This window comes from Nocardioides segetis, assembly GCF_051390595.1.
In the GTDB taxonomy this organism is placed as follows: domain Bacteria; phylum Actinomycetota; class Actinomycetes; order Propionibacteriales; family Nocardioidaceae; genus Nocardioides.
Map to the genome: position 1 here is coordinate 115,361 of NZ_JBNINR010000003.1, position 24,799 is coordinate 140,159.

Annotated in this window: 26 protein-coding genes; 10 read left to right on the forward strand and 16 right to left on the reverse strand. The window is 75.0% G+C overall.

The features are described from left to right. Window positions 1-65: 65 nt before the first annotated feature. A complete protein-coding gene (locus ACPZVR_RS06855; RefSeq protein WP_436698833.1) occupies window positions 66-593 on the forward strand; it encodes an rRNA adenine N-6-methyltransferase family protein in 528 nt (175 codons plus the stop codon). A 50-nt stretch (window positions 594-643) separates the two neighbouring features. Here the strand turns inward: ACPZVR_RS06855 and ACPZVR_RS06860 are convergent, their stop codons facing one another. After that, complete coding sequence (locus ACPZVR_RS06860) at window positions 644-2,374, reverse strand: CocE/NonD family hydrolase (RefSeq protein WP_436698834.1); 1,731 nt, start codon at window positions 2,372-2,374, stop codon at window positions 644-646. A gap of 61 nt (window positions 2,375-2,435) precedes the next feature. On the opposite strand from ACPZVR_RS06860, the gene ACPZVR_RS06865 reads away from it, so the two are divergent. Continuing rightward, window positions 2,436-3,440: a patatin-like phospholipase family protein gene (locus tag ACPZVR_RS06865; RefSeq protein ID WP_436698835.1), complete on the forward strand. Its 1,005-nt coding sequence runs from the start codon at window positions 2,436-2,438 to the stop codon at window positions 3,438-3,440. Window positions 3,441-3,702: 262 nt separating this feature from the next. Beyond that, the gene (locus tag ACPZVR_RS06870) at window positions 3,703-4,716 is read left to right on the forward strand and encodes a hypothetical protein (protein WP_436698836.1); all 1,014 of its coding nucleotides are present in this window, start codon (window positions 3,703-3,705) and stop codon (window positions 4,714-4,716) included. Here the strand turns inward: ACPZVR_RS06870 and pdxH are convergent. After that, on the reverse strand, window positions 4,668-5,339 hold the full coding sequence (pdxH, locus tag ACPZVR_RS06875; protein ID WP_436698837.1) for a pyridoxamine 5'-phosphate oxidase: 672 nt from the start codon (window positions 5,337-5,339) through the stop codon (window positions 4,668-4,670). The genes ACPZVR_RS06870 and pdxH overlap by 49 nt on opposite strands. 122 nt (window positions 5,340-5,461) lie before the next feature. Here pdxH and ACPZVR_RS06880 point away from each other — a divergent pair, with 122 nt between their 5' ends. Next, on the forward strand, window positions 5,462-6,565 hold the full coding sequence (locus tag ACPZVR_RS06880) for a citrate synthase 2 (RefSeq protein WP_436698838.1): 1,104 nt from the start codon (window positions 5,462-5,464) through the stop codon (window positions 6,563-6,565). 93 nt (window positions 6,566-6,658) lie between these two features. On the opposite strand, the gene ACPZVR_RS06885 is transcribed toward ACPZVR_RS06880, so the two are convergent. Together ACPZVR_RS06885 and ACPZVR_RS06890 are read right to left on the reverse strand one after the other, a co-directional pair. Then, complete coding sequence (locus ACPZVR_RS06885) at window positions 6,659-7,273, reverse strand: VldE C-terminal domain-containing protein (RefSeq protein ID WP_436698839.1); 615 nt, start codon at window positions 7,271-7,273, stop codon at window positions 6,659-6,661. Window positions 7,274-7,322: 49 nt separating this feature from the next. Further along, a complete protein-coding gene (locus ACPZVR_RS06890) occupies window positions 7,323-8,195 on the reverse strand; it encodes a LysR substrate-binding domain-containing protein (RefSeq protein WP_436698840.1) in 873 nt (290 codons plus the stop codon). Between the two features lie 78 nt (window positions 8,196-8,273). On the opposite strand from ACPZVR_RS06890, the gene ACPZVR_RS06895 reads away from it, so the two are divergent. Then, window positions 8,274-9,227, forward strand: coding sequence for an EamA family transporter (locus ACPZVR_RS06895; RefSeq protein WP_436698841.1), 954 nt, complete (start codon window positions 8,274-8,276; stop codon window positions 9,225-9,227). Between the two features lie 66 nt (window positions 9,228-9,293). Here the strand turns inward: ACPZVR_RS06895 and ACPZVR_RS06900 are convergent, their stop codons facing one another. Then, entirely contained in the window at window positions 9,294-9,965 is a 672-nt protein-coding gene (locus ACPZVR_RS06900; protein WP_436698842.1) for a FadR/GntR family transcriptional regulator, read from the reverse strand. A gap of 35 nt (window positions 9,966-10,000) precedes the next feature. Here ACPZVR_RS06900 and ACPZVR_RS06905 point away from each other — a divergent pair, with 35 nt between their 5' ends. Then, a complete protein-coding gene (locus ACPZVR_RS06905) occupies window positions 10,001-11,344 on the forward strand; it encodes a CynX/NimT family MFS transporter (protein ID WP_436698843.1) in 1,344 nt (447 codons plus the stop codon). 65 nt (window positions 11,345-11,409) lie between these two features. On the opposite strand, the gene ACPZVR_RS06910 is transcribed toward ACPZVR_RS06905, so the two are convergent. Continuing rightward, window positions 11,410-12,744 carry an aminotransferase-like domain-containing protein gene (locus tag ACPZVR_RS06910; RefSeq protein ID WP_436698844.1) on the reverse strand — a complete coding sequence of 445 codons (1,335 nt, stop codon included), beginning with the start codon at window positions 12,742-12,744 and terminating at the stop codon, window positions 11,410-11,412. Between the two features lie 68 nt (window positions 12,745-12,812). Here ACPZVR_RS06910 and ACPZVR_RS06915 point away from each other — a divergent pair, with 68 nt between their 5' ends. Continuing rightward, complete coding sequence (locus tag ACPZVR_RS06915) at window positions 12,813-13,541, forward strand: pyridoxamine 5'-phosphate oxidase family protein (protein WP_436698845.1); 729 nt, start codon at window positions 12,813-12,815, stop codon at window positions 13,539-13,541. Here ACPZVR_RS06915 and ACPZVR_RS06920 read toward each other — a convergent pair. Both ACPZVR_RS06920 and ACPZVR_RS06925 read right to left on the reverse strand, forming a co-directional pair. Beyond that, the gene (locus ACPZVR_RS06920) at window positions 13,474-14,136 is read right to left on the reverse strand and encodes a response regulator (RefSeq protein ID WP_436698846.1); all 663 of its coding nucleotides are present in this window, start codon (window positions 14,134-14,136) and stop codon (window positions 13,474-13,476) included. The genes ACPZVR_RS06915 and ACPZVR_RS06920 overlap by 68 nt on opposite strands. Further along, complete coding sequence (locus ACPZVR_RS06925; protein ID WP_436698847.1) at window positions 14,133-15,269, reverse strand: sensor histidine kinase; 1,137 nt, start codon at window positions 15,267-15,269, stop codon at window positions 14,133-14,135. The genes ACPZVR_RS06920 and ACPZVR_RS06925 overlap by 4 nt, the downstream gene beginning before the upstream one ends. Window positions 15,270-15,400: 131 nt before the next feature. Here ACPZVR_RS06925 and ACPZVR_RS06930 point away from each other — a divergent pair, with 131 nt between their 5' ends. After that, window positions 15,401-16,285, forward strand: a complete 885-nt coding sequence (locus ACPZVR_RS06930) for an ABC transporter ATP-binding protein (RefSeq protein ID WP_436698848.1) — start codon at window positions 15,401-15,403, stop codon at window positions 16,283-16,285. Next, complete coding sequence (locus tag ACPZVR_RS06935; protein ID WP_436698849.1) at window positions 16,282-17,148, forward strand: ABC transporter permease; 867 nt, start codon at window positions 16,282-16,284, stop codon at window positions 17,146-17,148. Before ACPZVR_RS06930 ends, ACPZVR_RS06935 begins: the two co-directional genes overlap by 4 nt. Window positions 17,149-17,173: 25 nt before the next feature. Here ACPZVR_RS06935 and ACPZVR_RS06940 read toward each other — a convergent pair whose 3' ends face one another. Beyond that, window positions 17,174-17,668, reverse strand: a complete 495-nt coding sequence (locus ACPZVR_RS06940; RefSeq protein WP_436698850.1) for a GNAT family N-acetyltransferase — start codon at window positions 17,666-17,668, stop codon at window positions 17,174-17,176. A gap of 133 nt (window positions 17,669-17,801) precedes the next feature. On the opposite strand from ACPZVR_RS06940, the gene serC reads away from it, so the two are divergent. Then, window positions 17,802-18,920: a phosphoserine transaminase gene (gene serC / locus ACPZVR_RS06945; protein ID WP_436698851.1), complete on the forward strand. Its 1,119-nt coding sequence runs from the start codon at window positions 17,802-17,804 to the stop codon at window positions 18,918-18,920. A 10-nt stretch (window positions 18,921-18,930) separates the two neighbouring features. On the opposite strand, the gene ACPZVR_RS06950 is transcribed toward serC, so the two are convergent. From ACPZVR_RS06950 to ACPZVR_RS06980, 7 genes are all read right to left on the reverse strand, one after another. Beyond that, complete coding sequence (locus tag ACPZVR_RS06950; RefSeq protein WP_436698852.1) at window positions 18,931-20,130, reverse strand: hypothetical protein; 1,200 nt, start codon at window positions 20,128-20,130, stop codon at window positions 18,931-18,933. A gap of 66 nt (window positions 20,131-20,196) precedes the next feature. Beyond that, window positions 20,197-20,472 (reverse strand): hypothetical protein, encoded by a 276-nt coding sequence (locus ACPZVR_RS06955; RefSeq protein ID WP_436698853.1) that lies wholly within the window; start codon window positions 20,470-20,472, stop codon window positions 20,197-20,199. A gap of 203 nt (window positions 20,473-20,675) precedes the next feature. Then, window positions 20,676-21,170 carry an O-acetyl-ADP-ribose deacetylase gene (locus ACPZVR_RS06960; protein ID WP_436699124.1) on the reverse strand — a complete coding sequence of 165 codons (495 nt, stop codon included), beginning with the start codon at window positions 21,168-21,170 and terminating at the stop codon, window positions 20,676-20,678. Further along, entirely contained in the window at window positions 21,167-21,472 is a 306-nt protein-coding gene (locus ACPZVR_RS06965) for a DUF1905 domain-containing protein (RefSeq protein ID WP_436698854.1), read from the reverse strand. Before ACPZVR_RS06965 ends, ACPZVR_RS06960 begins: the two co-directional genes overlap by 4 nt. Window positions 21,473-21,484: 12 nt before the next feature. Then, entirely contained in the window at window positions 21,485-22,465 is a 981-nt protein-coding gene (locus ACPZVR_RS06970) for a DNA topoisomerase IB (RefSeq protein WP_436698855.1), read from the reverse strand. Between the two features lie 29 nt (window positions 22,466-22,494). Then, window positions 22,495-23,496 (reverse strand): hypothetical protein, encoded by a 1,002-nt coding sequence (locus tag ACPZVR_RS06975; protein WP_436698856.1) that lies wholly within the window; start codon window positions 23,494-23,496, stop codon window positions 22,495-22,497. Beyond that, window positions 23,493-24,698, reverse strand: coding sequence for a class I SAM-dependent methyltransferase (locus ACPZVR_RS06980; RefSeq protein WP_436698857.1), 1,206 nt, complete (start codon window positions 24,696-24,698; stop codon window positions 23,493-23,495). Before ACPZVR_RS06980 ends, ACPZVR_RS06975 begins: the two co-directional genes overlap by 4 nt. Between the last annotated feature and the right edge of the window lie 101 nt (window positions 24,699-24,799).

Consider the following 24,799-nt stretch of genomic DNA (forward strand, 5'->3'; position numbering starts at 1 on the left):
ATGCGGCGTCGCCGGGACGCTCCGTAGGGTCCGGGTCATGAGCTACGTCAACGTGATGGTGCGTCGTGTCCGGGCAGCGGACGCGGCGGGACTGGGGATGGCACCCGCTCCGGCCTGACTGGGCGCGGCGCGTCGTCGCCGAGAGCCCCGTCGCCGCGGGGGATCTGGTCCTCGACATCGGCGCCGGGCACGGCGCCCTGACCGGACCGTTGGCCGACGCCGGCGCCCGGGTGATCGCGGTCGAGCTGCATCCCGGGCGGGCCGCCGCGCTCCGGGAGCGGTACGCCGAGCGCGGCGTGCGCGTGGTTCGCTGCGACCTGCGCGACCTCCGCCTGCCCTCGCGGCCGTTCCGCGTGGTCGCCAGCCCTCCGTACTCCCTGAGCACGCCGTTGGTCCGCCTGCTGCTGGGCACCGACCGGCTGCTCTCGGCCGACCTCGTGCTGCAGTCGGCGACCGCCCGGCGGATCGCGGCGGCGCCGCCCCGGGCCCGGCACGCCCGTCGGTACCGGCTCCGGGTCGGGCGTGCCGTCCCGCGGGCGGCCTTCCGCCCGCCGCCGCGGGTGGACTCGGTGGTGCTGCGGGTCGAGCGGTGACGGGTCCGGCTGTCGGCGGCCCGGCAGTCGGCGGCTCGCGCCCGGCCGGGTCAGCGCAGGGCCGAGCCGAGGTCGCTCCCCGGCAGCACCGGGACCCGCAGCCGGGCGCCGTCCGGGCCACCGACCCGGATCGTGTGCACGGCGGGCAGGGCCAGCGGCGAGAACAGCGAGGTCCCGACGAGCTGGATGCGCAGCCGGTGGCCGGCCCGGAAGACGTTGCCGACCGGCCACAGCTCGACCTGGTAGCGCCGGAGCTTCCCCGCGCCGGACCGGTCGACGGTGGCGTAGTCGCCGTAGGGCTGGACCACCGCGCCAGAGGCGTCGGTCAGCGATCGACCGGGGACGAGGTTCGGGTAGCTCGTCGAGAGCCGGCCGACGGTGAGCGGGTGCGAGGAGCCGTCGGGGGCGACGTCGGAGAGGATCGCCCAGATGCCCGAGCCGGGCGTCGTGGTCGCCAGCGGCACGTCGAGCGCGACCGGGCCCGCCAGCGCGACGTCGGCGGCCAGGGCGTCGGTCGTGTAGGTCAGGCCGGTCAGTCCGTCGACGGCCACCGCGTCCGTGCGGCCGAGGAAGGGCAGCGCCCCGGTGAGCGCCTTCGCTCCCCCGGCCTCGAGCAGCGACCACGTCGGGACGTCCGACATCGTCGGCAGGGTCGGAACGGTGAGATAGGCCTCCTTGCGCGACGCGGCCGATGCGGTGGTCGTCAGTCGCTTGCCGGCGCCGAGGGCGAGCTCGGTCCAGGTGGTCCCGGGCACCGGCCAGTCGGCGGCCTCCCGGACCGAGTAGTCGCCGGCGAGGTACGCCGCCCGGTCGCCGTGGGCGAGAAGCAGCCGGACCGGTGGCCGGCGCTCGATCCCGTTGTCGACGCCGCGCAGGTGGTGGTCGAGCCAGGCGTGGGCCTCCCCGACGCCGCCGTCGGTGCCGGCCGGCGTACCGTCGTGCCCGCCCTCCATCACGAGATGAGCGCCGTCGTCGCGCAGCGCCTGGAAGGCCTGGAAGACGCCGCGCGACTCGACGTCGTAGAACCCGTTGAGCATGAGCACGGGGATGTCGTTGGCGTCGCCGCGCCAGCCGCGCTCGACCCACCAGGAGTCCAGGCTCAGGTGGCCCAGGACGCCGAGGCCGCTGGCGAACAGGCCGCCGACCACGTCGAGCGAGGAGCCCGGGTCGCGCCGCAGCCGGTCGATGCCCTGGAGCAGGGCCGGTGCGCCGATCATGCCGATCACGCCGGCGCCGGGGACCAGGTTGAGGACGCCGCCGGGGACCAGCAGGTCGCGGTAGAGCTCGTGGGTGCCGGAGCGCAGGATCGCGGCCTTCACGCACGGCAGCTCCTGGTGCCAGGAGTTGTAGAGCACGATCGCACTGGCCGAGAAGCCGTTGAGCGCCAGGTTGCCGTCAGTGAACGGCTGCGTGCACGCCCACCGCAGCACCTCGACCACGTCGCGCTGGCTCCTCGGACCGAGGGCGTCGAAGGAGCCGTCGCTGTCGCCGGTGCCGCGGATCTGGACCAGCAGGAAGTTGTAGTCCGGCGTCACCTCCAACGTCTGGCTGCCGTCGCCGTAGGGCGAGAACTCGATCACCGTCGGCTTCGCGGTCACCGGGCCGACGCTCGTCAGCGTGGCCTGCAGCTCGACGCCGTCGGAGGTCGTGAACCGGTCGTCGACGACCACCCGCGCGGGCGGATCCGGGTCGTCGGCGCCGGCCGGCCGCGGCCACGCGGCGAGGCCGGTCACGGCGAGGCTGAGGGCGACGACCAGTCTGGTGATGGTTCGCGGTCCCATGTGAGCACAACGACACGGTCACGCCTGGGCTATGTCGCGACGGCCGACCCACAATGGGGTCATGGCACGCGTCGCGCTCGTCCTCGGCTCCGGCGGCGCCCGCGGGTACGCCCACCTCGGCGCGGTGCAGGAGCTCCGCGACCGCGGCCACGAGATCGTCGCCGTCTCCGGCACATCGATGGGCGCCGTGGTGGGCGGTCTCGTCGCCGCCGGCAAGGACGACCAGTTCGCCGCCTGGGCCTCGACGCTGACGGGACGACGGGTGGTCCGGCTCGCCGACCCGACCTGGGCGGGTGGTGGCGCGGCCACGGCCGAGCGGCTGATGGCCGCTCTCGACGACATCGTCGGCGACGTCACCATCGAGTCGCTGCCGATCCCCTACACGGCCGTCGCGACCGACCTCGCCGCCCGACGCGAGGTGTGGTTCCAGCGGGGACCGCTCATCCCCGCGATGCGAGCCTCCTTCGCCATCCCCGGCCTGTTCACGCCCGCCGTCGTCGACGGCCGGGTCCTCGTCGACGGCGGCCTGCTCAACCCGCTGCCGCTCGAGCCCACCGCCGCGGCAGCCGCCGACTTCACCGTCGCGGTCTCCCTGCAGGGGCCACGCGCGCCGCACGAGCCGACTTCGCCCGCCCGCGGGTTCTCCGTGCGCCGCGCGGAGTGGGCGGCCGACCTGCGCCGCCGGTTCCGCCGGGGCGAGGAGGACCCGGTCCGCCGGGGCGAGGAGGACCCGGTCCGCCGGGGCGCGGAGGACCCGGGCGAGGTGGGATCTCCCTCCGTCCCGCCCGCCGCCCCGCCGTCCGCCCCGCCCGAGGCGCCGGCGGAGGCCCCGCCGAGCGACGCGGTCGACGTCCGCCCGGACGTGCGGACCTCGGAGGTCGTGTCGCTGTCGTTCGACGCGATGCAGAGCCTGATCACCCGCTACCGCCTGGCCGCGCTGCCCCCCGACGTCCTCGTCACCGTCCCGCTCAGCGCCGCCCGCACCATCGACTTCCACCGCGCCGACGAGCTGCTCGACCTCGGCCGCACGCTGACGAAGGCCGCGCTGGACGACGCCGGGCGCTGAAGGCTCCGCCCCCGCTCGGCGGGGTGAGCCGCCGGGCGGGTCGACGATTCCGCCCCACGGGACCGGCACAGCGGGCAGGATGCGGGCATGGACATGGGGGTCCACCCGGACGAGCGCACCCTGCTGGAGGCCCTGACCGCCGCAGCGGCCCCGGAGCCGCTGGCCGACGATCCATGGTCTGTTGGTCGTCCCCGAGGCGGTCGATCCCGACCTGTGGCCCACCAGCGGCCGGCCGCACGTCGCCATCGGCGAGGATGACCCCGTGTCCCCCGACGACCACGCTTCGAATGCCGACGACCTCACCCGCGAGGAGCGGCGGCGCCAGCACGCCGCGTTCCGGTCGCTGCTGACCCCGTCGCGGGAGGTGCCCCGCTTCGACCCGCTCTTCAACCCGCCGTCCGATCCCCTCGCCGACCCCGCGCCGCGCTCGGCTGCCGGGGCGGACGGTGCTGCGGACGGTGCGGCCAGCGCTGCGGTCGAGGACGCGGACGAGGATGCGGCCGGCGCTCCGGAGGCCGTCCGCGCCACCGCCGCCGACGCCGCGCCGGAGGCGGCGGCGGTGCTCACGGCGCACGACGACCACGAGGCGTTCCGCCAGGTCGTGGCGAGCAGCCGCGCCGTCCCCCGCTTCGAGCCGCTCGAGGGCGCGGGGGACGTCCCGGGCCTCGGCTCGGAGATCGTGCGCCGGCGCCGCACCAAGCGCCGCCGCTCCGCGAGTCACAGCACCCGCCCGCGTCCCGTCGGCCCGGGCCGGGAGGTACCGGATCCCGACGACATCGAGGAGATCGAGGACCTCGACGACGTCGGTGACCTCGGTAACCTCAGCGGCACTGACGCCACCGAGGAGGTCGCCGGCGCCGAACCCGCCGAGGCCGCCGGGCTCGCCGACGTCGCCGCCGACATCGAGACCGACGAGATCCCCGACGAGATCCCCGACGAGATCCCCGACGAGATCCCCGACGAGATCCCCGACGCCGCCGCGGCCACCGAGGCCGCCGAGGTCGCGACCGACCGGGAGCCCGGCGTACCCGAGCCCGCCCGCGCGTCCGCGCCGGAGCCCGCGCCCGTCCCGGCCGCCCGGGAGCAGGCCCCGCGGCGTCCCGCCGTCGGAGGCGCCGACAAGCGCGAGACACTGATCCTGGTCGGCGTGATCGCGGTGCTGATCCTGCTCGGAGCGATCTATGCGGCGGCACAGAAGTCCGACCGGCCGCACGACAGCGGCGCACCTCAGGGCGCCAGCCTGGTGACCTCCCAGCCGGTGGCGGTGCGCGCGTAGCGCAGCCGGTCGTGCATCCGGCCGGGCCGCCCCTGCCAGAACTCGAAGGACGCCGGGGCGACCCGGTAGCCGCCCCAGGCCGGCGGGACCGGCACCTCCGCTCCGGCGAAGCGCTCCTCGGCCTCGCCGTAGCGGCGGTCGAGCTCCGCCCGGCCGTCGACCACCCGCGACTGGGGCGAGGCCCACGCGCCGAGCTGCGCGCCGCGCGGGCGGGAGCCGAAGTACGCCGCCACCCGCTCGGCGGACAGCGGGTGCGCCGTGCCCTCGACCCGGACCTGGCGCTCCAGCGGGTGCCACGGGAAGAGCAGCGCGCAGCGCGGCTCGGCCCCCAGCGCGGCACCCTTGCGGGAGCCGGTGTTGGTGAAGAAGGTGAACCCCTCCTCCGGCCCGTCGGCCGCGACGCCCTTGAGCAGCACCATCCGCGCCGACGGGGCGCCGTCCGGGTCGACGGTCGCCACGACCATCGCGTTCGGCTCGTGCACACCCGCGGCGGCCGCGTCGTCGAACCAGCGCCGCCACAGCGGCCACGGCGTCGCGGGCACGTCGGCCTCGGCGAGTCCCCGGTCGCCGTACTCCCTGCGCAGGGCGGCCAGGTCGGGTGACGGGGTGAGGTCGGCGGCCATGGGCCCACCTTAGGTGCCACCTGCGACGCCGGCACCGGAGCGACGTGGGGCAGAATGCCGGGTGGCCCGCGGGTCGCCCGGCTCGGACGCACCTGCACTCATCGCTTCGAAGGAGTTCGCCGATGCCCGAGGTACACCACGGACTGGAGGGCGTCGTCGCCTTCGAGACCCAGATCGCGGAGCCCGACAAGGAGGGCTCGGCCCTGCGCTACCGCGGCGTCGACATCGAGGATCTCGTCGGCCGCGTGCCCTTCGAGAACGTGTGGGGCCTGCTCATCGACGGGTCCTTCACCCCCGGCCTGCCGCCGGCGGAGGCGTTCAGCCTCCCCGTGCACACCGGCGACGTGCGCGTCGACGTCCAGGCGGCGATCGCCATGCTCGCGCCGGCCTTCGGGTTCGGCCAGACCTACGACATCAGCGACGAGCAGGCCCGCGCCGACCTCGCCCGGGTGGCCGTGATGGTCCTGTCGTACGCCGGCCAGTCGGCGCGCGACCTCCACCTGCCCGTCGTACCCCAGAAGGTGGTGGACGAGGGCACGACGCTCGCCGAGAAGTTCCTCATCCGCTGGCGCGGCGAGGCGGACCCCAAGCACGCCCACGCCATCGACGCGTACTGGTCCTCGGCGGCCGAGCACGGCATGAACGCCTCCACCTTCACCGCCCGGGTGATCACCTCGACCGGGGCCGACGTGGCCGCCGCGTTCTCGGGCGCCATCGGCGCGATGAGCGGCCCGCTGCACGGCGGTGCGCCGTCGCGGGTGCTGCACATGATCGAGGAGGTCGAGAAGTCCGGCGACGCCGAGGGCTACGTCAAGGGCCTGCTCGACTCCGGCGAGCGGCTGATGGGCTTCGGGCACCGCGTCTACCGTGCCGAGGACCCGCGCGCCCGCGTGCTGCGCCGCACCGCCCGCGAGCTCGACGCCCCGCGCTACGAGGTCGCCGAGGCGCTGGAGAAGGCCGCCCTCGCCGAGCTCCGCGCCCGTCGTCCCGACCGGGTGCTGGAGACGAACGTCGAGTTCTGGGCGGCGATCGTGCTCGACTTCGCCGAGGTCCCGGCCAACATGTTCACCTCGATGTTCACCTGCGCCCGCACCGGCGGCTGGTCGGCCCACATCCTGGAGCAGAAGACCACCGGCCGCCTGATCCGCCCCTCCGCGATCTACACCGGCCCGGCCGCCCGGCCCGCCAGCGACATCGAGGGCTGGGACGCCGCCTGGGGCAAGTGACGCGCGGGCTGGTCTGACCGTTGCACCCGGCATTCCGGTCGTGAATCCACCGATTCGACGACCCGGATGCCGGGTGCGTCGCGGTCCGGGTGGCTAGACCCGGCCGATGTACCAGGAGAGCCGGCCGCGAGCACCCGCTCGGGTGAGCGAGATGTGCACGTGGTCGCGGTGCCGCAGGGTGCGGGAGCACTCGCGCTTCGAGGGACAGGCCGCGTTGAGGTACGGCGCGGGGGCGAACCGCCGCCACGACGACCAGGTCGTGTCGTCCCAGATGACGTACATGACGCCCATCCGGCGTGCGCGCGCGGCGGGGTTGCCCGCGGCGTCGGGCGCGAAGAGCGCGTCGAGCAGCGCACGGACCCGGCGCCGGTCCGCGGCGCGGCGTACGTCGACCGTCCAGTCGAACGCGCGGCCCTCGCTGTGCTCCGACGGAGTGGCGCCGCAGGACCGGGAGATGCCACCCCAGCCGCCGCCGAAGCGCCGTACCGTCCATCGGGCGAGCGCCTTGGTGCCGCGCCGGTCGCGCGGCGAGCAGCGGACGGGCGGCTCGTAGGCGGCGTAGTCCTCGAGCGGGGCCGCATCGGCGTGCGCGGCGGATGCCCGCAGACCCGGCGCCGCGGCGGGCCCGGCCAGCGCCGGCGGCCCGGGCGACAGCGTCAGTGCCGTCGCCAGGAGGGCGGCAGCAAGCAGCGGGCGCACGACGGACACGCCGGTCCATCGGCACCCACGGCGCCGACCTGAGCCGACGGGCTCGCACTCAGACCGCGACGCCGACCTGTTCGAGGAAGGCGGCGGCGGCGGGCGCGGGCCCGAACCTGCTCCACACCACGTGCTCGGTACGGACCGGAGCGCGGGTGACGGGCACGGCGACCAGTCCGGGCAGCTGCTCGACGAAGGTGGACGCGAGCAGCGCCACCGCGAGACCGGCGCGCAGGATGCGCGCCATCAACAGGATGTCGGTGGTCTCGAAGCTGACCTCCCGGCGCAGCCCGGCGTCCGCGAACGCCCGGTCGGCCTGGAGGCGACCGGTGCTGCCGGCCGGGAAGTCAACGAAGGTCTCCCCGGCGAGCCGGTCCAGGCTCAGCCGGGCGCGCCCGGCGAGCGGGTGGCCGGGCGCCATGACCGCGCGGTGGTGGTCGCGGGCCAGCCGGCGAGCCGCCACGCCCGAGATCTCCCAGCCCTCGGGCAGCCCGAGGAACGCGAGGTCGAGCGCTCCGTCGGCGACCTGCTGCAGGTGGGTGTCGCTGTTGCCGCTCGTGAGCCGGACCTGCACCTGGGGGTGTCGCTCGCGGAAGGTGCGCAGCGCGGCGGGGACATCGACCGCCGCGACCGTCGGGATCACGCCGATCGACAGCGGTCCACGCACCTCGCCCGTCACGGCGGCGACCTCGGCCCGCGCCCGGTCGGCGGCGTCGAGGCACTGGCGGGCGACCGGCAGGAACGCCTGGCCGGCCGGGCTGAGCCGGACCTGGCGGCTGGTCCGGTGGAAGAGCCGTACGCCGAGCTCCTGCTCCAGTCGCGCCACCTGGTGGCTGAGCGCGGACTGCACGACGAAGCAGGCCTCCGCCGCCCGGGTGAAGCTCCCGTGCTCGGCGATCGCCACGACGTACCTCATCTGCTGCAGCTCCATCCATCCATCTTGAATCACGATCGATCAGATGAAAAGCATGTGTTGGACTCATGAATTGATCCGGCGCACCCTGGATCCATGACCACCACCCAGCTCCGGCAATCGGCCCCCGGCGCACGCCCCGGTGCGGGCACCACCGGCACGCCGAGCACGCCGAGCACCCCGGCCGTGCCCGCCGCTCCCGCCAGCGCCGGGCTCACCGCGCTGACCGCGCTCGCGCCGGCGGTGTGGGGCACGACGTACCTCGTGACGACCGAGCTGCTGCCGCCCGGTCATCCGCTCTATGCGGGCCTCCTGCGCGCACTGCCGGCCGGCCTGCTGCTGCTCGTCGTACTGCGTCGCCTGCCCGCGGGCGTGTGGTGGTGGCGCTCGCTCGTCCTGGGCGCCCTCAACATCGGCATCTTCTTCCCGCTCCTGTTCGTCGCGGCGGAGCGGCTGCCGGGAGGTGTCGCGGCGACCGTCGGCGCCGTCCAGCCGCTGCTGGTGATCGCGCTCGCCCTTCCGCTCCTCGGCGAGCACCCGACCGTCGCCCGGGTCGCCTGGGCACTGGCCGGCGTCGGCGGGGTGGCGCTCGTCGTGATCGGCCCCGAGGCCGCGCTCGACCCGGTGGGCCTCCTCGCCGGCCTCGGCGGCGCCCTGTCGATGGCCGCCGGCGTCGTCCTCACCCGGCGCTGGGGACGGCCCGAGGGCGTCGGCTCGGGCGTCCTGGTGAGCTGGCTGCTGACGGCCGGCGGCCTGGTCCTGCTTCCGCTGACGTTCCTCGTCGAGGGGGCACCGCCGGCCATCGACGCCCCGGCGGCCGGCGGCTACCTGTGGCTGGGCGCGGTCGGCGGGTTGGCGGCGTACCTGCTGTGGTTCCGCGGGCTCGGCTCGCTGCCGGTCGTCGCGACCGCGCTGCTCGGGCTGCTGTCGCCCGTCGTGGCCGCCGCCCTGGGCTGGCTGGTGCTCGGCGAGGCACTGCGCCCCCTGCAGGTCGCGGGCTTCGCACTCGCCCTGGCGGCGATCCTCGGCGGGCAGCTCACCCGACGCTGATCCGGCCCGGGTCGGTGCGGTGCGGTCGGGTCGGGCGTGGTCCGGTCCGGTGCGGGTGGATCCGCGTCACCGCACGACGTGGTCGAGCAGCTCCTCACCGGCCGCGGCCGCGGCGACCGGGTCGCCTCGCCGGATCGCCTCGAGCACGGCGTCGTGCTCGTCCGCGAGCACGTCGGAGTCGGTCGGGGGCTGGATGCTGGCCCGCAGGGTGGCGACCAGACCGTCGTACAGCTCGACCAGCAGCGGGTTGTGGGCCGCGGCCACGATCGCGCAGTGGAAGTCGACGTCCGCGTCGACGAAGGCCGCGCCCTCGTCGTCGCGAACCGCGTCACGGCGCCGCTCCATGATGGCGTCCAGCGCGGCGAGGTCGTCGACGGTACGCCGCGCGGCGGCCAGCGCCGCGGCCCGCACCTCGATCGCGTGCCGCACCTCCAACAGGTGCCCGAGCTCGACCCGGTCGAGCTGCTTGTGCATCAGCGCCTGCATCTCGGTGCTGGCGGCGACATAGGTCCCGTCACCGCGACGGACCTGCAGCAGCCCGAGGTGGGCGAGCGCCTTGACCGCCTCGCGCACCGTGTTGCGGCTGACGCCGAGCGCCGCGGCGAGGGCCGGCTCGGGCGGGATCCGGGTGCCGACCTCCCACTCACCGCTCTCGAGCAGCGCGCGCATGCCGTCGATGGCCTGGTCGACCAGCGAGGCGGAGCTGGTGGGGGCAAGGGGCACAGTGACCTCCGTCATTCGTCCAATCATCCTATGTCTGGCATCCTAGGCACATGTCCGCCTCCGTCCATGATGCCGCCGCCGAGCCGGAGTGCGCAGCCGGCGGCCCGCCCGCCGCCGCGACGGGGCCGGCGCCGGCTCCCGCGTCCACGCCCGATGCAGCCCCCGCACCCGGTTCCGCAGCCGGTTCCGCAGCCGGTTCCGCAGCCGGTTCCGCAGGGACCGCCGCGCCGGGCCAGTCGGCGCGCGCCGGCGCCGGCCTCGTCGTCGCCGTCCTGCTCGTGGCCTTCAACCTGCGCCTGGCGATCACCTCGCTGGGCGCGCTGCTCGACCGGCTCGGCGACCTCGGCGTCTCCCCCGCGACCCAGGGCCTGCTGACCTCCCTGCCCGTGCTCTGCTTCGCGGTGGTCGGCGCCACGGCGATGGCCGTGACGCGCTGGATGGGCGTCGATCGCGGCCTGGTCGCCGCGCTCGCGCTGCTCGCGACCGGTCTGCTGCTGCGCGTGGTCGACGGCACGCCGGCCCTCATCGCCGGCACGGCCGTCGCCTGCGCCGGCATCGCCCTCGGCAACGTCCTGGTCCCGGCGATCGTCAAGGAGCACTTCCCGCACCGCATCGGACTGATGACCGGGGCCTACACGACCGTGCTGTCGTTCGGCTCCGCGATCGGCGCGGCCGCGACCGTCCCGATCGCCAACGCCGCCGGCAGCTGGCGCGTGGGCCTGGGCGTGTGGGCGCTCACCGCGCTCGCCGCCGCACTCGCCTGGGCGCCGTACTGCCGGCGGCGCGACCCGCGCCGCGCCGAGGTCCGCCGCGCGTCCCTGTGGCGCAGCCCCACGGCCTGGGCCGTCACGGTGCTCTTCGGGGCCCAGTCGCTCTACGCCTACGTCATGATGAGCTGGCTCCCGAGCGTGTACGCCGGCGCGGGGTTCAGCGACGCGACCGCCGGCCTGCTGCTCGCAGTGAGCATCACCATCGGCCTCCCGTTCTTCTTCATCGCCCCCACGCTCGCGGTGCGGCTGCGCCACCAGGGCCACCTGGTCCTCGCCCTCACCCTGCTCACCATGCTCGGCTGGGCCGGTCTGTCCCTCGCCCCCGCCGGCGGCGCGTGGCTGTGGGCGGCGCTGCTCGGCGCCGGCGGAGCGGTGTTCCCCGTGACCCTGTCGTTCTTCGCGCTGCGCACCACCTCGACGGCCGACACCGCCTCCCTGTCGACGATGGCACAGAGCATCGGCTACCTCATCGCGGCCGGCGGCCCGCTCCTCGTCGGCGTCCTGCACGACGCGACCGGCGGCTGGCGGCTGCCCTGCGCGATCCTCGCGGGGATCGGCGTGGTGCAGATCGGCGCCGGGTACGTCGCCGGGCGGCCGGTGCGGATCAGCGGCAACCGCTTGTAACTAAGGGTTACAGCACGGTTATCCACCACATGCGCCCCACCAGTCCCCAATCGCGTACGTAACACTTAGTTACAAGAGTTCAGCGCCCCCGCGAGCACCCCGAGCGCCCGGTCCAGCTCCGCGTCCGTCGGACCGCCGAAGCCGACGACCAGGCCGCTGAGCCGGGCGGTGCGGCAGTAGTCGCGCAGCAGGTTGACCCGGAAGCCCGCCTGCTCGGCGGCGGCGCGGGCCCGGACGGCGCGGGCGTGGGGCAGCAGCCAGGTGGAGTACATGCCGGCGACCGGCCCGGCGAGCTCGGCGTACGGCGAGAGCGCCGCCACCACCCGCGGCGCCCGCTCGGCGTACACCCGCCGGGCGGAGCGGACCACGGCGTCGACGTACCCGTCGCGCAGCAGCGTGACCAGCGCCCGCTGCACCGGCCACGGCGGCGCGTCGTGGGTCAGCGCGCGGTGCGCGTCGAAGGCGTCGAGCAGCCCGTCGGGCACGACCGCCCAGCCGAGGCGCAGGGAGGGCAGGATCGCCTTGGACGCGGTGCCGAGGTAGGCGACCCGGCCGCGGTCGAGCGACGCCAGCGCGGGCACCGGGGCGACGTCGTAGCGGAACTCGGAGTCGTAGTCGTCCTCGATGACCACCGCCTGGTCGCGCCGGGCCGTCGCCAGCAGGCGCAGCCGGTCGGAGGCGGGCAGCACCCGGCCGAGGGGATGCTGGTGAGCCGGGGTGACGTACGCCGCGGCGCACCCGTCGAGCTCGGTGACCGGCTCGAGCGCGGGCAGGTCCCGTACGGGCCGGCCGGACCCGCGCACGGTGGCGACCGCCGCCCGGTAGCCGGGGTCCTCCAGCGCGACGGCGCCGGGCGCCAGCACCGCGAGCAGGTGACGCAGCCCGGCGCCCGTGCCGCCGGTGACCCGCACCCGGTCGGCGTCCACGGCGAGCCCCCGCGTGCGCCCGAGCCGTTCGGCGAGCAGCGCGCGCAGCTCGGGCAGACCGCGCGCGTCGTCGTAGCCGCGGGGCGGGGTGGCCGCCGAGACCTCCCGCCAGGCCCTCCGCCACACCGCCTGGTGCCGCGGGTCGATCCAGGGCGTGCCTGCGTCGAGCGGGACCAGCGCCCGCTCCCGGCCGGAGGTACGACGCCGGGCGGGCGTCGCTCGTCGGCTGGCCGGCCCGCCGGCCACCCACGTGCCGGCACCCTGCCGCGCCTCGAGCCAGCCCTCGGCGAGGAGCTGGTCGAAGGCCTGCGTGACGACCGTGCGGGAGACGCCGAGCTCGGCCGCGAGACGACGGGTCGCGGGCATCCGGTCCTGCGGGGCGAGGGCGCCGTCGAGCACCAGCTGGCGGACCTGGTCGGCGAGCTGGGTGCCCAGCGGACGCGGGTCGGCGCGGTCGAGTCGGACGGGAAGCAAGATTGGCCTGTCGGAATGCGAGGGAACTGGCCCGTGTGCACAGACCACCTGTCGCTCACGATGGTGCCATGACCACGCTGAGCACGCAGCCCCTGGAGCCGACCGACCGCACCCGGGTGCGGCGCGGACGCAACCGCGCCGTGGCCGACCGCGGCGCGCTGCTCGCCCTGCTCCGCGACGCGTTCATCGCGCACATCGGCGTCACCGTCGGCGACCATCCCGTCGTGCTGCCGACGGCCTACGCCGTCGACGTCGACGGCCCCGACGCGGGCGGCTCGCTCTACGTCCACGGGTCCGTCGCCGCCCGGTGGCTGCGGCAGGCCGGCGACGCGACGGTCTGCGTGACCGTGACCGAGCTCGACGGCCTGGTCACCGCGCGCTCCGCCTTCCACCACTCGATGAACTACCGCTCCGCCGTCGTCATCGGCCGCGCGCGGCTCGTCGACGATCCCGCCGAGCGACAGCACGCCCTCGACCTCATCGTCGACCACATGGTCCCCGGCCGCGCCGCCACCCTGCGGCCGAGCACCCGCAAGGAGCTGGCCGCGACAGCCGTGCTCGCCGTCCCCCTCCGCGAGGCGTCGATGAAGGCACGCGCCGGCGGCCCTGTGGATGATCCGGAGGACGTCGCAGCCGGCGTCTGGGGCGGCCACGTGCCGGTCCTCCGGGTCCTCGGCGACCCGGTGCCGGCGGCCGACAACCCGCCCGGGACCGGCGTACCCGACGACGTCAGCGGCGCAGCCCGGACTCGATCGCGAACACCACCAGCTGCGCCCGGTCACGGGCCTGCAGCTTGACCATCGCCCGGCTGACGTGGGTGCGGACCGTGTCGGGGCTGACGACCAGCGCCTGCGCGATCTCGCCGTTCGACCGGCCGGTCGCGACCCAGCCGAGGATCTCGCGCTCGCGCTCGGTGAGGTCGCCGATCCGTGGGTGCGGCCGCTCGGCACGACGGGCGCCGAAGTGGTCGATCACGGTGCGGGTGACCGACGGCGCGAGCAGGGAGCCGCCGTCGGCGACCACGCGGACCGCGTCCAGGATGGCGGTCGGCTCGGCGTCCTTGAGCAGGAACCCGCTGGCGCCGTTGCGGAGCGCCTCGAAGACGTACTCGTCGAGCTCGAAGGTCGTGAGCATCACGACCTTCACCGCGCTCAGGTCCGGGTCGGCCGCGACCTCCGCGAGCAGCCCCAGCCCGTCGAGGACGGGCATCCGGATGTCGCAGAGCACGACGTCGGGTCGGGTCCGCCGGATCAGGGCCAGGCCCTCGCGCCCGTCGGCCGCCTCTCCGGCGAGCTCGAGCCCCGGCTCCGCGGCGACCAGGGTCGCGACGCCCATCCGCACCAGCGGCTGGTCGTCGACGAGCGCGACCCGCACCGGCCGGGGGCCGCTCATGCGGGCAGCACGGCGGCGACCTCGAAGCCGCCGTGCTCCATCGGTCCGGCCCGGAAGGTGCCGCCGACCGCGGCCACCCGAGCGCGCATGCCGCTGATGCCCATGCCCTCATCCTGCACCGCCCCGCCGCGTCCGTCGTCGACGATGCGGACCGCGAGGGTGTCCGTGCCCCGCTCCCAGGCGACGGTCGCGGCACCGGCGCCCGCGTGGCGCAGCACGTTGGTGAGCGCCTCCTGCACGACCGCGTACGCCACCTCGCCCACCGGCGCGTCGACCTCGCCGGGCTCCCCCACGACGTCGACGCGCAGCCCCGCCGCGCGTACCCGCTCGATCACGGCATCGATCTCCGCGACCCCGGGCGCGGGGCGACGCGGAGCGGGCTCCCCCGCGATCACCGCGAGCTCGGCACGCAGCGCGTCGAGTGCCTCCCTGCTGGTGCGCCGGATCGCCTCGAGGCTCGTCCGGGCCGCCGTCGGGTCGCGGTCGAGCACGTGCAGCGCGACGCCGGCCTGCATCGCGATCACCGCGAGACCGTGCCCGACGCCGTCGTGCAGGTCCTGCGCCATGCGCAACCGCTCCTCGGTCGCCGCTCGCTCGACCCGCTCGGCGCGCGCCTCGAACCGGTTCCGGGTCGCCGTCGCCACGGCGCCCGCCGCCAGCACCACGCCGAGCATCCCGATGCCCTGCCACAGGCTCTTGTGCGGCTCGTCGGCATGCCACTGCCACCGGGCCGCCAGGCCCGCCGCGAGCAGCACGACACCGACCAGGGCACCCGGCAGCCACCGCCCGACCGGCACCGCCGCGGCCACCAGGAAGGTGACCACCGGCAGGGCCAGGAAGACCGGCCCGTCGGCGTACCCGAGCGCGAAGTAGAGCCCGCACAGCGCCCCGGAGGCCAGCAGCGCCAGCCCGGCGAGCCGGCCCGGCAGCGGCGGGAGCACCGCGGGCAGCGTCGCGACGACGACGAGGAGCACGCCCAGCGGCACCGGGTGGTCGACGTCGTTCTTGCCGTTGGACGCCGCGGTGCCGAGCAGCACGATGACGAGCACGGCCCACGGCCACCACGAACGGTGGGCGCGGGTCAGCTCGGCCACCGTCGGATGGGTCGCGCGGCGGGCGGTCGGTGCGCTCATGCAGCGAGGCTAGAACGGCGCGCGGGCGTCGGTGTACGCCGACGGGCGCCACCGGCGTACGCAGGATCGCGTAGCCGGACGCCGCCGCACGGCGGACGCGCGAGCGGCCCGGACCGACGACCGTGGAGCCCATGACAGCGAACACACCGGTGGCGAGCACCGAGAACCTCACGAAGGTCTACGGCGACCGGATCGCCGTGGACAAGGTGACCATGACCGTGCGGCGCGGCGAGGTCTACGGCTTCCTCGGCCCCAACGGCGCCGGGAAGACGACGACCCTGCGCATGCTGCTCGGCCTGATCCGGCCCACCGCCGGCGAGGCGCGGATCGGCCCGTCCGTCGGCGCCCTCATCGAAGGACCGGGCTTCCATCCGTACCTCTCCGGCCGCGCCAACCTGCGTGTCCTGGCCCGCCATCGCGGACTGTCCGACGCCGAGGTCGAGCGGGTCCTGGAGCGGGTCGACCTCGCCGGACGGGGCGACGACCGGTTCAAGGGCTACTCCCTGGGCATGAAGCAGCGACTCGGCGTGGCGGCCGCGCTCATGGGCGACCCGGAGCTGATCATCCTCGACGAGCCGACCAACGGGCTCGACCCGGCCGGCATGGCCGACATGCGCGCCCTCGTCGTCGACCTCGCCCGCGGCGGGCAGACGGTCCTGCTGTCCAGCCATCTGCTGGCGGAGGTGCAGGAGATCTGCCACCGCGTCGGCGTGATCAACGACGGCCGGCTGCTGCGCGAGTCGACCGTCGCCGAGCTCCGCGGCGGCGTCTCCCTCCGGCTCCGTGCGACCCCCGAGCCGGAGGCGCTCGCCGTCGCGATGCGCCTGGCCGGCGACGACGGCGTACGCCGCGAGGCCGACGGCGCGCTGCTGTTGACCCTGCCCGCGGAACGCGCCCCCGATGTCGCCCGCGCCCTCGTCGGCGCCGGCGTCGACCTCCACGAGATCACCGCTGCCGAGCGCAGCCTCGAGGAGGTCTTCTTCGAGATGACGAGCCACAAGGAGTCCGTGCGATGAGTACGACGACCGCCACCGCCCGCAGCACCCGCGCCGAGCTGATGCGCCTGCGTGCCTGGCCGGCGGTGTGGATCACCCTCGGAGCCTGGCTGGTGCTGAGCATGATGTTCGGCTACCTGTTCACCTATCTGTCCTACACCAGCGGCGACCCCACCTTCGCCGACGAGGGCACCACCCAGGCCGAGCAGCTCGCCCGGATGATGCCGGACGCCGTACCCGAGGTCTTCTTGCAGGGCATGCCGATGTTCGGCGGCGCGCTGATGATGGTGCTGGGCGCCCTCGTCGCCGGGAACGGCTACGGCTGGGGCACGTGGAAGACGCTCTTCTCCCAGGGCGTGCGCCGCACCCCGGCCCTGCTCGGCTCGATCGCCGCGCTCACCGGCGTCGTGGTCGGCACCCTCGTCGTGACCTTCGGGCTCGATCTCGCCATCTCCCTTCTCATCGCGGGCACCGAGTCCCAGGACATCGCGATGCCGTCCCTCGGCTCGGTGGCCGAGGCCGCCGGCAGCGGCTTCCTGGTCCTCGAGATGTGGGCCCTGCTGGGCTTCCTGCTCGGCACGCTCGCCCGCGGGCCGGCGCTGTCCGTCGGCCTCGGCCTGGTCTGGGCGCTCGTCGTCGAGAACCTGCTGCGCGGCGTCGGCCAGCTCCTCGGCTGGGTCGAGGGCCTCACCGAGGTGCTGCCCGGCACCGCCGCCGGCTCCCTCATCGGCGCCGTCATCGGTCTCGACCCGGACTCCGGCGACCAGACCCCGGGCGTCCTCGACGCAGTCCCCGCCGACCGGGCCGCGATCACGGTCGCGGTCTACGTCGTCCTCGCCGTCGTCGCCAGCATCGCGCTGGTCCGGCGTCGCGACGTCATCTGACCCGGGTCGGCGTTGCCGGGGGGAGTCAGCGGATCCGCTTGCCGAAGCAGCGCGACAGCGGGGCGTCCTGGTAATAGCCGAAGCCGGGGATCTCCTCGTATCCCGCACTGAGGTACAGGCCGATCGCCTCCGGCTGCCGGAGGCCGGTCTCGAGGACGACCAGGTCGTGCCCGGCGGCGCGGGCGGTGGCCTCCAGCGCGGCCAGGACGGCGCGGGCGAAGCCACGTCCGCGGTGCTCGGCGAGCACGAACATCCGCTTCACCTCGACCGCGTCCACACCGCCCAGGGCGCGGACCGGCGACCGGCGCCAGGCACCCGTCGCGACCGGTACGGCGGGCGCCGCGCCGGCGTCGTACCCGACGAGGAAGATGCCCTCGGGGAGCTCGAAGCCGGCCGGGTCGACGGGGCTCTCGTCGGGCGAGCCGTACCTCTCGACGTACTCCTCCTGCACCCGGGCGACGAGCGACGCGGCGTCGGGATGGAGATAGCCGACCGGGCGGAGGTCCAGGAACGCTTGCATGGCGAAACCGATTGAACAGCGCCACGCCCGGCCTGTCACAATGGCGGCGTCCGTGACCCGCGGCCACGGACGCCCGTCCCTGACAGCGTCGTCAGCCCTGCCTCGCTCGCCTCACGATGAGAAGGTTGACCACGTGACCGACATCCAGATCCCCGCCGAGCTCAAGCCCGCCGACGGCCGCTTCGGCGCCGGGCCCTCGAAGATCCAGCCCAGCCACCTCGACGCGCTGGCCGCGACCGGCGCCTCGCTGATGGGCACCTCGCACCGTCAGGCGCCGGTGCGCGACACCGTGGGCCGCGTGCTCCAGGGCCTGAGCGACCTCTTCGACCTGCCCGACGGCTACGAGGTCGTGCTCGGCAACGGCGGCGCCACGGCCTTCTGGGACATCGCGGCCTTCGGGCTGATCGAGAAGCGGTCGCAGCACCTCACCTTCGGCGAGTTCTCCAGCAAGTTCGCCTCCTCGGTCAAGGCGGCGCCCTGGCTGGACGCGCCGTCGGTGATCGCGGCCGACCCGGGCACGCGGCCGGTCGCGGTCGCCGAGGCCGGCGTCGACGTCTACGGGTGGGCACACAACGAGACCTCCACCGCCGTGATGGCACCGGTGATCCGCCCCGCGGGCGTCGACGAGGGGGCACTCGTCCTCATCGACGCCACCTCGGGTGCCGGCGGCCTGCCGGTCGACCTCCGCGAGAGCGACGTCTACTACTTCGCCCCACAGAAGAGCTTCGCCTCCGACGGCGGCCTGTGGTTCGGCATCTTCAGCCCGGCGGCGATCGAGCGCGCCGAGCGGATCGCGGCGTCCGACCGCTACATCCCGCCGTTCTTCAACCTCAAGACGGCCATCGACAACAGCCGCCTGAACCAGACCTACAACACCCCGTCGGTCGCGACCCTCTTCCTCATGGCCGAGCAGCTGGACTGGATGAACGCCCAGGGCGGCCTCAAGGGCATGGTCGAGCGGACCACCGCCTCGTCCGACGCGCTCTACGGCTGGGCCGAGCGGACGTCGTACACCACCCCCTATGTGGCGGACCCGGCGAACCGCTCGCTGGTGATCGGCACCATCGACTTCGACGACGCGATCGACGCCGCCGTGGTCGCGAAGGTGCTGCGCGCCAACGGGATCGTCGACACCGAGCCCTACCGCAAGCTCGGCCGCAACCAGCTGCGGATCGCGATGTACCCGGCGATCGACCCCGCCGACGTGGAGGCGCTGACGGCGTCCATCGACCACGTCGTCGGTCGCCTCTGACGCAGCCTCGTCAGCGGTCGCGCCGCGACCTGCTCCGCGCCCTGCTCCCCGCCTTGCGCGCGAGGGCCCGGAGCAGGTCGCGGGCGGACGCGTCGTCGAGGGTGGTCGCGGCCTTGCGCCGCTCGGTGAGCCGCGCGACCTTGCGCTCGAGGCGGCGGGTCCTCGCCGCGGCGCGCTGGTCGGTCTCGTCGACGGCGAGCCGGGCCACGGTGTCGGCGAACCAGCCCGCCGAGGCCACCGTCACCTGACCCGGTGGCGACGTCTCGACGGGGTGGTCGGCCGGGTCGACCAGGAGGTGGGCGGGGTCGCCGACGACCGTCGCCGCGGAGGCCTCCAGCGCCGCGATCGAGGCGCGGGTCTGCTCGTTGATCCGCTCGGCGGCCCACCGCGGCACCCGCACCTTCGCGGTGCCGGCGCCGCTCGGGGGCGCATCGCCCATCCGGCGCGCCGTACGCCGCAGCACGCGGGTCCACAGCTCGTCGTCCGCGCCGGCGCGCCCGTGCGCGAGGTTGAAGTGGCGCAGCATCTCGATCTCGGGGTACGGCGGCGACGAGTTCAGCACCGGCTGGAGCTCGAGCACCCCCTCGATGCCCAGCAGGCTCTCGAAGGCGCGGTGGTTGAGCATCCGGTCCTCGGGGTCGCCGCAGACGAAGACCAGCCGCTCCTCCCCGAACCGGCTCCCCCAGGTGGCGATGATCGTGGCAGGGTCGTAGCGTCCGATGTTCGCGGCGTGGGGATGCGCCGGGTCGAGGACGCCGGCCAGCCACTCCTCGAACGACTCGAGACCGCCCCGGCGCAGCGCCTGCTGCCAGATCGACGGCAACAGCGCCGCCACGGGCCGCAGGGTCACCACGACGGTGGCGTCCCCACCGAGCCGGTCGGCGATCCAGTCCACGCGGTCGGGAGCGGCGCCGCTGAAGCCCTCGCTCGACAGCACGACATAGGGCGCGCTCGACGTACGGAAGTCCTCCGCCAGCCGGTCCCAGCGCCGCTCGAGAGGGGCGGTGTCGCCCTGCGCGGTGCCGGCGGCGAACCGTGCGGCGGACAGCGGGTTGGCGCCCCTGCTCACGTAGTCGACGCCGCGCCGGCCGAGCTCCTCGCGCGCGGCGTGGAAGGACGCCTGGAGGGCCGAGGTCCCGGTCTTGGGGAGTCCGATGTGGAGGATGCGGGACCCGGCGGGCAACGGTGCGGGCAGATCCACCCTGCGCATGGGAGACGGCTCCTCGCTCGACGGACGGGACGGTCCGTCACCCTATCCGAGCCGAGACGGCCCCGATCACGCGTAGGTGTCGACCCGGCGCGCACCGAGCGCCACGAAGAGCTCGGTGCGGGCCGGACCCCGGACGGCGCCCGGAGTGGCCAGGACCTCGGCGACGGTGCGCTCGAGGTCCCGGTGCTCCTGGAAGTGCCGCAGTGCGGCCGAGCGCCATTCCTCGATGTCCGGCCCCATGCCCGGCATCGAGGTGACCGCTCCACGAGCGCGGGCCAACCAGCCCGCGCAGAGGAGGGCGAACGCCAGCGCCAGGACCGCGGTGGTCAGCTCCAGTGGCATGGTCGGCTCCTCTCGGTGGATCGGTGCCTGACCAACGACGACCGCCCCGCCGGGTGACGACCCCGGCCCGAATTCGGGACCCGGTCCCGGGTCGGCACCATCGACCCGGCGCATCTGAACGCCGCAGAAGCGTCGACCCGGCGCGTTCAAACGCGCCGGGTCGATCGTTCGGCACCAGGACGACGGGCGAGGCTGGGTCCGACCTACAGCCGGACCGCGATGAGGTCGTACGCCGCGCGCCCGAACGCCACCAGCCGCGCCAGCTCGACGTCGGTGGGCGTGGCGCGCAGGGTCTCCAGCGCGGCGTCGACGGCGTCCTCCTTGGGCCAGCCGTAGACACCGGCACTCACCAGCGGGAAGGCGACCGAGCGCGCGCCGAGCTCGTCGGCCACCTCGAGCGCGCGGCGGTAGCAGGAGGTCAGCAGGCCCCGGTCGGTCTCACCGGCACGGCGGTTGGGCCCGACGACGTGGATCACCCACCGCGCGGGCATCGCCCCGGCCGTGGTCCAGCCGGCGTCACCGGTCGCGAGGCCGTCGGGGAAGCGCCGCACGCAGTCGGCGAGCACCTCCGGACCGCCGGCGGCGTGGATCGCCCCGTCGACGCCGCCACCCCCACGCATGGCCCGGTTGGCGGCGTTGACGACGGCGTCGACGTGCTGCGCGGTGATGTCGCCCTCGACGACCTCGATGTCCATCACCCGACCGTACGGAGCCGCACCGTGCACGGTCCACCCTCGACCAGGCCCTCGGCGGTGCGCACCGCCTTCTTCACGGGAAGCACGAAGGTCCTCTCCTCGAGGCTGGGGAAGACCGAGGTGCGCCACGTGCTGCCGCCCACGCTCACCTCGACCCGCACGCTCCCGAACCCCTTGCGCGGCCCGGCCTCGTCGATGAGGTCGGCCACCTCGAACGGCAGGCTGACGAAGAACCACGCCCCGCCGGACTGCTCGTCGCGCGCCTGCCAGCGCCACAACGGCGCGGTGAACTCGTGCTCGGTCACGCGACGATGGTGTCACCGGCCGCCGACAAGCCGCAGCGTCGCCCGCTCCAGGCCCGCCCGCCGCGCGTCGGGGTCGTCGTAGCGCCGACGGACGGCGGCGCGGATCGTGCGGCCCTCCTCGTAGGCGTCGACCACCCGCGGGTCGACGTACGCCGACCGCGCGAGCGCGGGCGTGTTGCCGAGGAAGTCAGCGACCTCGCGCATCGCGGCGGCGACGGCCCGCTTGCGCGCGGTCTTCGAGACCTCCGGCGCGGGGGGCGCCTCGGCGAGGGCGGCCGCGGCGAGCACCGTGCCGTGCCAGGTCCGGAAGTCCTTCGCGGTGACGTCGAGCCCGCTCGCGTCGCGCAGGTACTCGTTGACGTCGGTGCCGGTGACGTCGAGGAGCCGGGGGTCGGTACGCCGCCGCCGGCGGCGCCGGTCGAGGGCCTCCACGGCCTGGGGCTCGTCGATCTCGACGTGGTGCTCGATCCCCGACTTCCCGGTGAACTCGAAGACCAGCACGTCGCCCGAGCGCCGCACGTGCCGGCGCTCGAGGGTGGTGAGGCCGAAGGAGCCGTACTCCTCGGCGTAGACGTCGTTGCCGATCCGGAAACACCCGAGGTCGATCAACCGGACGGCGAGGGCGCAGGTCGCCCGCGCGCCCAGGTCGTCGTCGGCGAGGTCGGCGAGCACCCGCTCGCGCAGGCGCGGCAGCCGGCGTCCCAGACCGACCACCCGTGCGTGCTTCTCCTCGGCCCGCTGCTCGACCCAGTCCGGGTGGTAGAGGTACTGACGCCGTCCGGCCGCGTCGACGCCGACGGCCTGGAGGTGGCCGTTGGGACGGGGGCAGATCCACACGTCGGTCCACGCCGGCGGGATCACGAGTGCCTTGCACCGGGCCGCGTCCTCCGGCGGCAGCGGGCGGCCGTCGAGGCCGAGGTGGACGAAGCCGCGCCCCGCCCGGCGGCGGGTCCAGCCCGGCTCGTCGGGTGAGGTACGACGCAGCCGGGCCACGTCGCGCCGGTACCCGGAACCGGTCGCTCTCAGTCCCTCGGCCGCAGCGAGCGCAGCAGCACGCCCACGATCACGATCCCCGCGACGCCGCCCAGCGCCCAGGGCCACAGGGAGCGCTCGTCGTCGGCCCGGACCGGCGACCGCTCGTCGGCGCCCGGCGAGGCGGAGGGCGGTGCTGACGCGGACGGAGGCGGCGTGGGCGAGGCGGACGGCGGTGCGGCCGGCTCGCCGAAGGGCAGCTCGACGCGGAGCACCTCGGCCCGCGTGCCCTCCGAGCTCAGCAGCACCCCGCCGGCCTCGTCGATCGCGAGGCCCTCGCCCTGCTGCTGGCGCGGCAGGTCGACCTGGGCGACCCGCTCCAGGCCGGGCCAGGTGTAGACCGCGGCCTGGCCGTAGTTGCGCAGCACGAGGTGACTCCCGTCGGGGTGGAAGCTGCCGTCGGTGGCGATGCCGAGCACCTCGTCGACGACCGTGAGCTCGTTGGGGCCGTCGGGATCGAGCCGCTCGGGCGCGGCGTACAGGCGTCCGATGAACGCCTTGGCCACGACGTACAGCCGCCCGGTCGAGGGGTCGGCGAGCAGCGTCTCGGCATCGTGGGGTCCGTCGGGATAGACGAGCTGGTACGTCGGCGGGTCCACCTCGCGCGCACCGCGGCCGAACGGCACCCGGGTGACCTCGACGTGCTCGCGCGACCCGAGGTTGTCGCCGATGTCGCCGACCCAGACCTCGCCGTCGCCGGCAGGGGCGAGCGCCTCGATGTCGCGCGCCTCGCCCGGCCAGCGGGTGGTCCCGACGGTGTCGCCGGTCGCGGGATCCACGGTGAAGATCCGGTTGCCGTCGCCGGAGTCGTTGACCGTGACGACCAGGCCGTCACGCGCGACGAGGCCGCTGGACTCGGTGATCTCCGGATCGGTGAACCGGAAGACCGGCTCCCCCGACAGCGGCTCGCCGGCGGCGCCCGGCGCGAGGAACCCGATCGCGAAGGGCACCGCGAGCAGGAGGCCCGCGAGGAACCGCCCGCGCCTGGTCACCCGCGCGGCTCCGCGAGCAGGGCGCCCAACCGGGGCCTGATGCCCCAGGCGGCCACCAGGTCGTCGTACTCCGCGCCGTCCGCGGGCCTCCCGGTGCGCACCGCACGCAGGAGCGTGTTGCGCGGGGTGTGCCGGCTGTCGACGAACTCCATCACGTCGACCCGGTACCCCGCGCGGCGCAGCAGCAGGGCGCGCAGCGTGTCGGTGAGGGTGTCGGCGAAGCGCTCGCGGAGGATCCCGTCGCGCACGAGCGACGCGTACGGCGCCGGCGGCTCCGCGCTCCGCAGCTGGGCGGCGATGTCGTGGTGGCAGCAAGGGGCGGCGAGCACGAGCGGAGCGGCCCAGCCGACGGCGCGGGCGAGTGCGTCGTCGGTGGCGGTGTCGCACGCGTGGAGGGCGAGCACGACGTCGGGCGCCTCGTCGAGGACCGCGTCGCCGATGGTGCCGGCGACGAAGGTGGCGTCGATGCCAAGGGCGCGGGCGACCGACGCGTTGTGGTCGCGCGACTGCTCCTTGACGTCGACGCCGGTCAGCCGCACCGGCAGGCCGCGGCGCTCGCTGAGGTAGCGCTGCGCGGCGAAGGTGAGATAGCCGTTGCCGCAGCCGAGGTCGACCACCCGCAGCGGGTCGGCCGCGCTCGGCCGGCGGAGGCGGCCCTTGGCGATCGCATCGGCGACGGAGCGGTCGAGGATGCGCAGGAAGTCCTCGACCTGGCGGTACTTCGCCATCCGGCTGGGCTTGATCCGGCCCTGGGCGTCGGCGAGCCCGAGCGCCGCGAACACCGGGTCGTCCTCGGGCAGCAGCCGCTCCTTGGCCCGGTCGTGGTCCCGCTCGACGGGGGCCTCGCCCGTCCGGGCGGCGGTGTGCACCGCGGCGGCGCCCTTCTTGGTGACCCGCAGGCTCAGCTGCCGCTCGGCGGTCTCGACCGTCCAGTTGCCGAACGGCTCGGCCAGCAGCGCGTCGACGGCCGCCTCGGCCGCCCCGCCGTGCGCGTGGTTGGCGGTGTGGGCCTGCGTGGCGTCGTACCGGACGACCTGGAGGTGGCGGCCCGCCTTGAGGTCCACCCAGCGCAGCTCGACGCGGCGCCACGGGGGCGCGGCGGACCGGCGCCGGCCCGACGCCACCGCCCGGACCAGTCGGTCGTCGGCCAGCAGGTCCGCCCGGACCTGCGCCAGGCCCTCGTCGAGCGGCCGGGTGCTCATCGGGTGCTCACCGGGACACTCACTTGAGGAGCGCCGCCACGATCACGATGAGCAGGAGCGCCACCAGCGCGGCCGGGATGATCAGGCGGCGGTGGCGTGGG